The organism is Pseudomonas sp. GL-RE-29 (genome assembly GCF_019947275.1).
GTDB lineage: Bacteria > Pseudomonadota > Gammaproteobacteria > Pseudomonadales > Pseudomonadaceae > Aquipseudomonas > Aquipseudomonas fluorescens_A.
In genome coordinates this window covers 130,775-141,364 of the sequence record NZ_JAGYGD010000018.1, presented here as the reverse complement: position 1 = coordinate 141,364, position 10,590 = coordinate 130,775, and the positions used below count along the sequence as shown (strand labels likewise).

General features: G+C 59.2%; 8 protein-coding genes and 1 pseudogene. 2 read left to right on the top strand and 7 right to left on the bottom strand.

What is annotated here, in order from left to right; translation table 11 throughout:
• A pseudogene (locus tag KGB21_RS16645) lies at nucleotides 1-194 on the top strand (IS110 family transposase); the annotation flags it as partial.
• 110 nt (nucleotides 195-304) lie between these two features.
• Here the strand turns inward: KGB21_RS16645 and KGB21_RS16640 are convergent.
• The 5 genes from KGB21_RS16640 to kdgD all read right to left on the bottom strand — a co-directional run bounded on the left by KGB21_RS16640 (nucleotide 305) and on the right by kdgD (nucleotide 6,983).
• Complete coding sequence (locus KGB21_RS16640; RefSeq protein ID WP_034148290.1) at nucleotides 305-1,246, bottom strand: AEC family transporter; 942 nt, start codon at nucleotides 1,244-1,246, stop codon at nucleotides 305-307.
• 210 nt (nucleotides 1,247-1,456) lie between these two features.
• Entirely contained in the window at nucleotides 1,457-3,010 is a 1,554-nt protein-coding gene (garD, locus tag KGB21_RS16635) for a galactarate dehydratase (RefSeq protein ID WP_223505851.1), read from the bottom strand.
• Between the two features lie 11 nt (nucleotides 3,011-3,021).
• The gene (locus KGB21_RS16630; protein WP_034148292.1) at nucleotides 3,022-4,392 is read right to left on the bottom strand and encodes an MFS transporter; all 1,371 of its coding nucleotides are present in this window, start codon (nucleotides 4,390-4,392) and stop codon (nucleotides 3,022-3,024) included.
• Nucleotides 4,393-4,564: 172 nt separating this feature from the next.
• Nucleotides 4,565-6,010: an aldehyde dehydrogenase family protein gene (locus KGB21_RS16625; RefSeq protein WP_223505849.1), complete on the bottom strand. Its 1,446-nt coding sequence runs from the start codon at nucleotides 6,008-6,010 to the stop codon at nucleotides 4,565-4,567.
• Between the two features lie 61 nt (nucleotides 6,011-6,071).
• The gene (kdgD, locus tag KGB21_RS16620) at nucleotides 6,072-6,983 is read right to left on the bottom strand and encodes a 5-dehydro-4-deoxyglucarate dehydratase (protein WP_007976489.1); all 912 of its coding nucleotides are present in this window, start codon (nucleotides 6,981-6,983) and stop codon (nucleotides 6,072-6,074) included.
• Between the two features lie 376 nt (nucleotides 6,984-7,359).
• On the opposite strand from kdgD, the gene KGB21_RS16615 reads away from it, so the two are divergent.
• Nucleotides 7,360-7,734, top strand: coding sequence for a hypothetical protein (locus tag KGB21_RS16615; protein WP_223505847.1), 375 nt, complete (start codon nucleotides 7,360-7,362; stop codon nucleotides 7,732-7,734).
• Nucleotides 7,735-7,915: 181 nt separating this feature from the next.
• Here the strand turns inward: KGB21_RS16615 and KGB21_RS16610 are convergent, their stop codons facing one another.
• Nucleotides 7,916-8,665, bottom strand: coding sequence for a FadR/GntR family transcriptional regulator (locus KGB21_RS16610; RefSeq protein ID WP_223505846.1), 750 nt, complete (start codon nucleotides 8,663-8,665; stop codon nucleotides 7,916-7,918).
• A gap of 174 nt (nucleotides 8,666-8,839) precedes the next feature.
• The gene (locus KGB21_RS16605; RefSeq protein ID WP_034148295.1) at nucleotides 8,840-10,567 is read right to left on the bottom strand and encodes an ABC transporter ATP-binding protein/permease; all 1,728 of its coding nucleotides are present in this window, start codon (nucleotides 10,565-10,567) and stop codon (nucleotides 8,840-8,842) included.
• Nucleotides 10,568-10,590: the final 23 nt, after the last annotated feature.

Sequence of the window (10,590 nt, the reverse complement as noted above, 5' to 3'; positions counted from 1 at the left end):
ACAACGCGGCAATGGCGGCTTGTCGATCTCCAATCTGGAAACCTTTTTATGAGTCCTATCTGGCCAGAGGCCTGGCAAAAACCCAAGCCCTGGTCATCCTCGCGCGCAAGCTGTGCCGGGTGGCATTCGCTCTCATGAAAAACCAGAGCGAATACCAGCCGAATTTAAGGCTGCAGGGTTCCCCTGCAACATAGAATCTCCCACAAGGTTTTTCGTTGCGAAGGAAATGTCATCAACAACTGAGAAACCTGTGGGAGCGGGCTTGCCCGCGGTGAGGCCCACTACAACACCGCAGATTCAAGAATTAGATCCACCCACCCCACTGCAACAAAAAGATCCCGATATTGGTGGTCACCGCCGCCATCAACGTGGTGATGACGATAATCGCCGCCGCCAGTTCATGATTGCCATCCGCCGCCCGGGCCATGACAAAACTGGCCGCCGCTGTCGGGCTGCCGAAGTACAGAAACAGAATCCCCAACTCCGCCCCACGAAAGCCCCAAAGCCACGCGCCGAGTGTCGCCAGAATCGGCAGGCCGAGCATTTTCACCAGGCTTGAACTGAGCGCCATCGAGCCGCTTTTGCGCATCGCCGCCAGCGACAACGTGCCGCCGATGCAGATCAACGCCAATGGCAAAGTGGTTTGCGCCAGATATTGGCCAGACGTCTCCAGCCATCCCGGCAAGCTGATTTTGAAGTACGCAAAGGGCGCCGCCGCAAACACGCTGATGATCAGCGGGTTGATCATCACGCTTTTGCAAATGCTCCACGGGTCGGACTTGATCACCGGGCTGTAGACCGCCAGGACGATGGTCGAGAGCGTGTTGTAGAACAGGATCACCAGCGCCGCGAGAATCGCCCCGAGGGAAATCCCGTAGTCGCCGTACATGCTCGCGGCCAGCGCCAGGCCGATCACGCCGTTGTTACCGCGAAATGCGCCTTGGGTGTAGATCCCTCGGTCTTCCCGCGGGCACTTGAAAATCGCCCAGCCCCAGGCGATGGCAAAGCACACCAGGGTCGCGAGGGAGAAGTAGATCAGCAGCGCCGGTTGCAGCGCGGCGTGCAGGTCAGCATGCAGGATGCCCAGAAACAGCAACGCCGGCATGGTGACGTTGAACACCAGGGACGATGCGGTGTGGATGAAATTGTCGTTGATCCAGTCGATGCGTTTGAGCAGCACCCCAAGAAACAGCATGGCGAACACCGGGGCGGTGATGTTCAGGGTTTCGAGGAAAATTGCCAGCATGCCGGAGAGGACCTTGAGGTGGGCGTCGTTAGGGGGCTAATGATAAGCCACTGACGACGTTGGCGTCTGGGAGAAAGTCTTCGCTGGCAGGCGATGAGTAACCTGTGGCGAGGGAGCTTGCTCCCGCTGGGTCGCGAAGCGGCCCCCTCCTCATTTCAAAGCAGGGGACTGCTGCGCAGTCCAGCGGGAGCAAGCTCCCTCGCCACAGTCTTAAGTAATCGGCGCCGGGTTGAACAAGGTGATGTCGTTATGCAGCTTGTGCTTTTCGGCCCACGTCTGTTTCTTGCCGCTGGCCACGTCCAGGTAGTAGTGGAACAACTCCCAGCCGAGGTCCTCGATGGACGCGCGTCCGGTGGCGATGTGTCCGGCATCGATGTCGATCAGGTCGGGCCAGCGCTGCGCCAGCTCGGTTCGGGTCGACACCTTTACCACCGGCGCCATGGCCAAACCGTAAGGCGTGCCACGACCGGTGGTGAATACATGCAGGTTCATCCCCGCCGCCAGTTGCAACGTCCCGCAGACAAAGTCGCTGGCCGGGGTCGCGCAGAAGATCAGGCCTTTGTCCTTGACCCGCTCGCCAGGGCCGAGCACGCCAGTGATGGCGCTGCTGCCGGACTTGACGATCGAGCCCAAGGACTTCTCGACAATGTTCGACAACCCACCCTTTTTGTTGCCCGGCGTGGTGTTGGCGCTGCGATCCGCTTCACCCTTGGCCAGATAACGGTCGTACCAGTCCATCTCCCGCACCAGTTCCTGGGCGACTTCCTTGGTCTGCGCGCGGGAGGTCAGCAGGTAGATCGCGTCGCGCACTTCGGTAACTTCGGAGAACATCACCGTCGCACCGGCGCGCAACAACAAATCCGAGGCATAGCCCAAGGCCGGGTTGGCGGTGATCCCGGAAAACGCATCACTGCCACCGCACTGCATGCCGAGGATCAGCTCGGACGCCGGCACGGTTTCCCGACGGCGTTGATCGAGCTTCTTCAAACGGGTTTCCGCCAGCTCCATGATCTGCTCGATCATCTCGGTAAAACCGTGGCTGGAATCCTGCAGCCGATACAACCACGGCTCGCTCAAATCCACCGAGCTGTCGTTCTCGTGCATCACTTGCCCGGCCTGCAATTTCTCGCAACCCAGGCTGATCACCAACGCCTCGCCGCCCAGGTTCGGGTTGCGCGCCAGGTTGCGCACGGTGCGAATCGGGATGTAGGCGTCGGTGGCGGTGATCGCCACGCCACAGCCGTAGCTGTGGGTCAGCGCCACCACGTCATCGACGTGCGGGTACTTGGGCAACAACTCATCCTTGATGCGCTTGACCGCGTGATCCAGCACACCAGTCACGCATTGCACGGTGGTGGTGATGCCAAGGATGTTGCGCGTGCCGACGGTGCCGTCGGCGTTGCGATAACCCTCGAAGGTGAAGCCTTCCAGCGGTGCCTGCGCGGCCGGCACTTCGGTGGACAGCGGCAGGCTGTCCAGCGGTGGCGCGGTCGGCATGCGCAGTTGATCTTCCTTGACCCAACTGCCGCGTGGAATCGGCTGCAAGGCGTAGCCAATGGTCTGACCGTAACGAATCACCTGGCCACCCTCGGGAATGTCTTCCAGGGTGACCTTGTGGCTCTGTGGCACGAAGTCCACGGTGACCAGGCCGTCCGCAAATGCGGTGCCGGCCGGTACGCCCTGATCGTTGACCACGATCACCACGTTGTCCCGCTCGTGCAGGCGGATGTAGCGCGGCGAGTCGGAATGTTCAATCAACTGCATGACGCCGCTCCTCAGGAATGCGCTTGAGACAATTTGTTGTGAGTTTCAGGACCGCTGACCGGTGGCTCTTTGAGCACCACACGCTTGATCGGACCTACGATGACCAGATAGCTGAACACCGCGACCAGTGCGTTGCAACCGACGAATACCAACGCCCATTTGAACGAACCGGTGGAGCTGATGATGTAGCCGATCACGATTGGAGTGGTGATCGAAGCGATGTTACCGAAGGTGTTGAACAGGCCACCGCTGAGACCGGCAATCTGTTTCGGCGAAGTGTCGGACACAACGGCCCAACCCAGTGCGCCTACGCCTTTGCCGAAGAAAGCCAAAGCCATGAAGCCAACGACCATCCACTCAACATCGACATAGTTGCAGGCCACGATGCTGCTGGACACCAGCAGGCCGGCAATGATCGGTGCCTTGCGGGCGAAGGTCAGGGAATGGCCTTTGCGCAGCAGGTAATCGGAAATCACTCCGCCGAGGACGCCGCCGATAAAGCCGCAGATAGCTGGCAACGAGGCAATGAAACCGGCCTTGAGGATGGTCATGCCGCGCTCTTGAACCAGGTACACCGGGAACCAGGTCAGGAAGAAGTAGGTGATGCCGTTGATACAGTATTGGCCCAGATACACGCCGAGCATCATGCGGTTGGTCAGCAGTTGGCGAATGTAATCCCACTTCGGACCGTCGCCCTTTTTGCCTTTGCCTTTGTCCTGGTCCATGTCGACCATGCCGCCGTTATCGGCGATGTGCTTGAACTCGGCGTCATTGATCATCGGGTGTTGGCGCGGGCTGTAGATCACCTTCAGCCAGATGCCGGAGAAGATAATGCCGATCACGCCCATGACGATGAACACGTGCTGCCAGCCGAAGCTGTAGACGATCCAGCCCATCAGCGGTGCGAACAACACGGTGGCAAAGTATTGCGCCGAGTTGAAGATCGCCGAAGCGGTGCCACGTTCAGCCGTCGGGAACCAGGCCGCGACAATGCGCGCGTTGCCGGGGAAGGATGGCGCTTCGGCCAGGCCCACCAGGAAGCGCAGCATGAAGAGCGCGACCACTGCGGTGGACATGCCGAACTCGCCGACATAACCCTGCAGCACGGTGAACAGCGACCAGGTGAAGATGCTCAGAGCGTAGATTTTTTTCGAGCCGAAACGGTCCAGCAACCAGCCACCGGGAATTTGCCCGGCCACGTAGGCCCAACCGAATGCGGAGAAGATGTAGCCGAGGGTAACGGCGTCGATGCCGAGGTCTTTTTGCAGGCTGGAACCGGCGATAGCGATGGTCGCCCGGTCGGCGTAGTTGATCGTGGTCACCAGGAAAAGCATGAGCAGGATCAAATAGCGGACGTGAGTCGGCTTCTGAGTCGATTGCATGTAGATGTACTCCCACAAATTATTTTTATGCGCGGGTGAATCTGTTTTTCCCTGTAGGAGCTGCCGCAGGCTGCGATCTTTTGATCTTGACCTTAAAAAACAAGATCAAAAGATCGCAGCCTGCGGCAGCTCCTACACGGTATCCGGCGCCACCGAGGTGGTGCCGGGTGGATCAGGAGCCGATGTAGGAGGTTTTCACGACCGTGTAGAACTCTTGCGCATAGCGACCTTGCTCACGTGAGCCATAGGATGAACCTTTACGGCCACCGAACGGAACGTGGTAATCGACACCAGCGGTCGGCAGGTTGACCATCACCATCCCGGCCTGGGAGTGGCGCTTGAAGTGGTTCGCGTACTTCAACGAAGTGGTGGCGATGCCCGCCGACAGACCGAACTCGGTGTCGTTGGCCATGGCCAGCGCAGCTTCGTAATCGGCGACGCGAACGATGTTGGCCACCGGGCCGAAGATCTCTTCGCGGCTGATGCGCATCGACGCTTCGCTGTCGGCAAACAGCGTTGGCGCGAGGAAGTAGCCTTCGGTATCGCAAGTCACCAGACCGCCGCCGCTGACCAGACGTGCACCTTCGGACTGGCCGATATCGATGTACTTCATGTCTTGTTCAAGCTGCGCTTGCGAGACCACCGGACCGATGTCAGTGCCGGATTTCAACGCGTGGCCGACCTTGATCGATTTCATGCGCTCGGCCATGGCTTCGACAAATTTGTCGTGAATCCCGGCGGTGACGATGAAGCGGCTCGAGGCGGTGCAACGCTGGCCGGTGGAGTAGAACGCGCTCTGTACCGACAGCTCGACCGCTTGCTTGAGGTCGGCGTCGTCGAGAATGATCTGCGGGTTCTTGCCGCCCATTTCCAGCTGAACTTTGGCCTGACGCGACACGCAGCTGACAGCGATCTGACGACCAACACCCACGGAACCGGTGAAGCTGATGCCGTCGACTTTCGGGCTATGGACCAGTGCATCGCCAACCACGCGACCACTGCCCATCACCAGGTTGAACACACCGGCCGGGAAGCCCGCGCGGGAGATGATTTCGGCCAGGGCCCAGGCGCAACCCGGTACCAGGTCAGCAGGTTTCAGCACGACGCAGTTGCCGTAGGCCAGGGCCGGGGCGATTTTCCACGACGGGATGGCAATCGGGAAGTTCCACGGGGTGATCAGACCGACCACGCCCAGAGCTTCGCGGGTGACTTCAACGTTGACGCCCGGACGCACCGACGGCAGATAGTCGCCGGACAGGCGCAGGCATTCGCCGGCGAAGAACTTGAAGATGTTGCCGGCGCGGGTCACTTCGCCAATGGCCTCGGGCAGGGTCTTGCCCTCTTCCCGGGCCAGCAGGGTGCCGAGCTCTTCGCGACGGGCGAGAATTTCGCTGCCGACTTTATCCAGGGAATCGTGACGCGCCTGAATGCCGGAAGTGGACCATGCCGGGAACGCGGCACGGGCGGCGTCGATGGCGGCGTTGACCTGAGCCAGGTCAGCCTTGGCGTAATCGCCGATGGTGTCGGTCAGTTCGGACGGGTTGATGTTGGCCGAGTAATCGCCACCGGCAACCCATTCGCCATTGATGTAGTTATCGAAACGCTTTGCATCTGCCACTTTAAGATCTCCTCACGCAAAAGGCCGCTGATCGCTCAGCGGCCTTACTTAATCGGATGTGTTACTGCGCACCCTGCTTGTCGATCAACGCGGCGAGCATTTCGTACTCTTCGCCGGTCAGGTCGGTCAGCGGTGCACGCACAGGACCTGCGTCGTAGCCGGCAATTTTTGCCCCGGCCTTGACGATGCTCACCGCGTAGCCAGCCTTGCGGTTACGGATGTCCAGGTACGGCAGGAAGAAGTCGTCGATGATCTTGCCAACGGTGGCGTGATCTTCACGAGCGATCGCGTGGTAGAAGTCCATCGCGGTTTTCGGGATGAAGTTGAACACTGCCGAGGAGTAGACCGGCACGCCCAGCGCCTTGTAGGCCGCGGCATAGACTTCAGCGGTCGGCAAACCGCCCAGGTAGCTGAAGCGATCACCGAGGCGGCGACGGATCGACACCATCAACTCGATATCGCCCAGGCCATCCTTGTAGCCGATCAGGTTCGGGCAACGCTCGGCCAGACGCTCCAGCAGCGGCGCGGTCAGGCGGCAGACGTTACGGTTGTAAACCACTACGCCGATGTTGACCGATTTGCACACGGCTTCAACGTGGGCGGCAACGCCGTCCTGGCTGGCTTCGGTCAGGTAGTGCGGCAGCAGCAACAGGCCTTTGGCACCCAGACGCTCAGCTTCCTGAGCGTATTCGATGGCTTGACGGGTCGAACCGCCCACGCCGGCGAGGATTGGCACGCTGGTGGCGCAGGTGTCGACGGCAGTCTTGATGATTTCCGAATATTCGCTGGCCGCCAGAGAGAAGAACTCACCGGTGCCGCCTGCGGCGAACAGAGCCGAGGCGCCGTATGGGGCCAGCCATTCGAGACGCTTGATGTAACCAGCGCGGTTGAAATCGCCCTGGGCATTGAAATCGGTGACCGGGAAAGACAGCAGGCCGGAAGAGAGGATGGACTTCAGTTCTTGTGGATTCATTATTCGAACACCCTGGGTAGCAACGTTTATGTGTGAGAAAACCGTTCAGCCTTCGCCGAAGTTGTAGGTCATCGTACAACTTAAAAAATAACCGTCAACTGCATTTCATCGCTGAGGGTGAAAATTGTTCGACAAATACTCGTGAACGCCCTGCTTCAAGGCATTTACTGGAGGCTGGAAAAATGATGGAGCTTCAGTTGATGCGAATCCGAGTGGTACGTCGTCTTAGGATTTAAAAAAGCAGCGAAACCATTCGTCGAAACTGTAATTTCTATCAGTTTCGGATGGCGCATCTGAAGGGGATAACTCTCTGACTGTGAGCTTGGGTTGAGCTGCACCCCATTACGCCAGGCTCGACATTCAAAGGAGCCACATCATGGCGCTTGCAGCCCCAACGCTTACACAATTCCCAACCCCAAACGCCGATCAGGAGATTGTCGTGGCGTTGTCAAAGCTCAAAGGAGATCTGGAAGTAGGCATTCCTGATTCCGCCTATTCCTCACCATTAAACGAAGCATTGGCAATCTTGAACTTGGGCAAAGGCGACCAGGAATGGCGGGGTAACAAGACCCCTACCGGACAATACAGCGAAGAAACTGACGACGTCGAAAGAACGCCAAACCTGAGAGTTTACGTCGCGAGAGAAGAGCTGGAGAGATACGTGAACAAGCCAGTCACGCTGTTTTACGAGATCGGCGGCGAGAACGAGCCACAAACCAGTGTGCCGCTGACGTTGCGCATCGAACCGTAGCTCACACCCCAATCACCGCGATGGGCTTCGGCCTCCATCTGCAGATCGGCGATTGGGTCGAATTTGAACAGCTGTCGGGGTCCTCCTGGGAAGTCACCCGAACAAAAATTCTATGTGTAGGGTGACTACACCAAAGAGCATGCCGATTACTTGACCGAACGGTGGAAGATCCTGAACGTCCCTATACCCGCTGCGCCTCAGCCTCTTCATGCGCATGACGCAACCGCTCACGGCTGTTGGTCAGGTGCAAGCGCATGGCCGCGCGCGCGGCGTCGGAGTCCTGGCGGGCGATCGCGTCGAAGATCTCTTCGTGCTCGCGGCTCAGGCGACTCATATAGTGCTGTTGATCGTCATGGGCCAGCCGCGCGGAGTTGAGGCGGGTGCGCGGAATGATGCTGGTGCCCAGGTGCGTCATGATGTCGGTGAAGTAGCGGTTGCCGGTCGCCAGGGCGATCTGCAAGTGGAACTGGAAGTCCGAGGCCACCGCATCGCTGGCGTGGGAAACACTTTCGTTCAGTGCATCCAGTGCCGCGCGCATCAGCGCCAACTGCTCAGGGCTGCGACGTTGTGCGGCCAGGCCGGCGGATTCCACTTCGAGGCTGATGCGCAACTCCAGAATCGCCAGCACGTCACGCAGCGTGACCACGGTCGCCGGGTCGATGCGAAAACCGCTCGGGCTCGGGGTATCGAGGACGAAGGTGCCTATGCCGTGGCGGGTTTCCACCTGCCCGGCCGCCTGCAAACGGGAAATCGCCTCGCGCACGACCGTGCGGCTGACGCCATGGGCATCCATGATCGCCGACTCGGTGGGCAACTTGTCGCCCCGCTTGAGGTGGCCGTCGCGGATCTGCTCGGACAGCACCGTCACCAGTTCCTGCGCGAGACTGCGGCGCTTGCGAGGGAGGCGTGGTACGTCGTTCGGGTTTTCCATGGTGAACATCTGTCTCGAAAAATTCGGCTGAAACCGCATCATAGCTCAACGCGGTTGTACGATCACCACCGCCCTGTAGGAGCTGGCTTGCCAGCGATGGCCATAACGCGGTTTGTGTATGGAACTGCGCTATCGTTCATCGCTGGCAAGCCAGCTCCTAAAGGGGCAGGGTGTTTATGCGGGCACGGTTTGATCCACCAGGTGGCCATTCTCTATACGAATGTGCCGTGGGTGGAATCGTTTCAAGCTGCTGCGATGCCCGACGCTGACAATGCTCAACCCCGGCAACTCATCAATCAGCGCCTGATACAGCGACGCTTCATCCTCCTCGTCCATCGCTGAAGTCGCTTCGTCCATGTACAGCCATTGCGGCGCATAAAGCAGCGCGCGGGCGAAGGCCAGGCGTTGCTGCTCGCCCGGCGACAGCATGCGCTGCCAGTGATTGGCTTCATCCAGACGCGCCACCAGATGCGGCAAACGGCAGGTTTCCAGCACTTGGGCGTAGCGCTCTTGCGGATAGGTTTCGCCAGGCTGTGGATAACTCAGCGCCTCACGCAATGTGCCAATCGGCAGATACGGTTTCTGCGGCAAGAACAGGTAACGCGCCGCTGGCAGGCGAATACTGCCGTGACCCGCCGGCCACAAATGCCCCATCGCCCGCAGCAGGGTCGACTTGCCGCTGCCGGAGCGGCCGCTGAGCATCACGCGCTCGCCCTCCTCCACGGTCATGTCGGCGTTGGTCAACAGGTGACGGCCGTCAGCCAGGTCCAGGCCAAGGTCGTGCACCTTCAACACTGAACCGGTGTTTTGCACATCAATGGCCGGCGGCCGTTGTTCGATGTCAGTCATGGCCTGACGGAAACTGAGCAGACGATCGCAGGTGGCGCGCCATGAGGCGAGGCTCTGGTACGCGGTAATGAACCAGCTGAAACTGTCCTGGACATTGCCGAACGCCGAGCTGATTTGCATCAGCTCACCGAGTTCGATCTTGCCGGCGAGGTAACGCGGCGCGGCCACCATGAACGGGAAGATAACGGCGGCTTGTTCATACCCGGAGGTGAAGAACGTCAGACGCTTGGACACCTTCATGATGTCCCAGAAGTTGTGCCAGACCATGCCGAAGCGGCTGCTCAAACGACGGTTTTCGTTCGGTTCGCCGTTGTACAACGCGATGCTTTCGGCATTCTCACGAATCCGCACCATGGAGAAACGCAAGTCGGCTTCGAAGCGTTGTTGCCGGTTGTTCAGGCCAATCAAGCGACGACCGATCAAATGCGTCAGCCAGCTCCCCACCACTGCATAAACCAGCACGCACCAGAACATGTAGCCAGGAATGGTCACACCGAACACTTCGATGCTGCCCGACACACCCCAGAGGATGATCGAGAACGACACCAGGCTGACGATATTGCGCAGCAGGCCAATGCCCAGACTCAAGGTGTCAGAGGTGAAGCTGTTGAGGTCTTCGGAAATCCGCTGGTCCGGGTTATCGGTGTAACCACCCTGCTCCAGCTGGTAGTAATTCTTGTTGCCGAGCCAACGGTTGAAATGCTTTTCAGTGAGCCACGCCCGCCAGCGAATCGTCAGCATCTGCGTCAGGTACAGACGGTACACCGCACCGACAATCGCCACCGCGGCAATGCCGCAGAAATACAGGATCAGCCGCCAGAACGCCTCCTCGTCCTTTTGTTGCAACGCGTTGTAGAAATCCTTGTACCAGGTGTTGAACCACACCGAGATCCCCACGCTGATCAGCGACAGCGCAATTACGGCGATCAGCAACGTCCAGGCCTTGACCTTCTCTTCACTGCGCCAGTAAGGCGTGATCATCGCCCACACTTTGCTAAAAAACTGCCCGCGCACAGTATCGTTGACCGCGGAATACTCAGCGTTCTGATTCATGGATAAGGCTCGATAAAGAAAAA

Excerpts from the sequence above, each read along its gene's own strand:
- KGB21_RS16610 (WP_223505846.1), bottom strand. The coding sequence starts at position 8,665 with ATGGAAAACCCGAACGACGTACCACGCCTCCCTCGCAAGCGCCGCAGT.
- KGB21_RS16640 (WP_034148290.1), bottom strand. The coding sequence starts at position 1,246 with ATGCTGGCAATTTTCCTCGAAACCCTGAACATCACCGCCCCGGTGTTC.
- garD (WP_223505851.1), bottom strand. The coding sequence starts at position 3,010 with ATGCAGTTGATTGAACATTCCGACTCGCCGCGCTACATCCGCCTGCAC.
- kdgD (WP_007976489.1), bottom strand. The coding sequence starts at position 6,983 with ATGAATCCACAAGAACTGAAGTCCATCCTCTCTTCCGGCCTGCTGTCT.
- KGB21_RS16630 (WP_034148292.1), bottom strand. The coding sequence starts at position 4,392 with ATGCAATCGACTCAGAAGCCGACTCACGTCCGCTATTTGATCCTGCTC.
- KGB21_RS16615 (WP_223505847.1), top strand. The coding sequence starts at position 7,360 with ATGGCGCTTGCAGCCCCAACGCTTACACAATTCCCAACCCCAAACGCC.
- KGB21_RS16605 (WP_034148295.1), bottom strand. The coding sequence starts at position 10,567 with ATGAATCAGAACGCTGAGTATTCCGCGGTCAACGATACTGTGCGCGGG.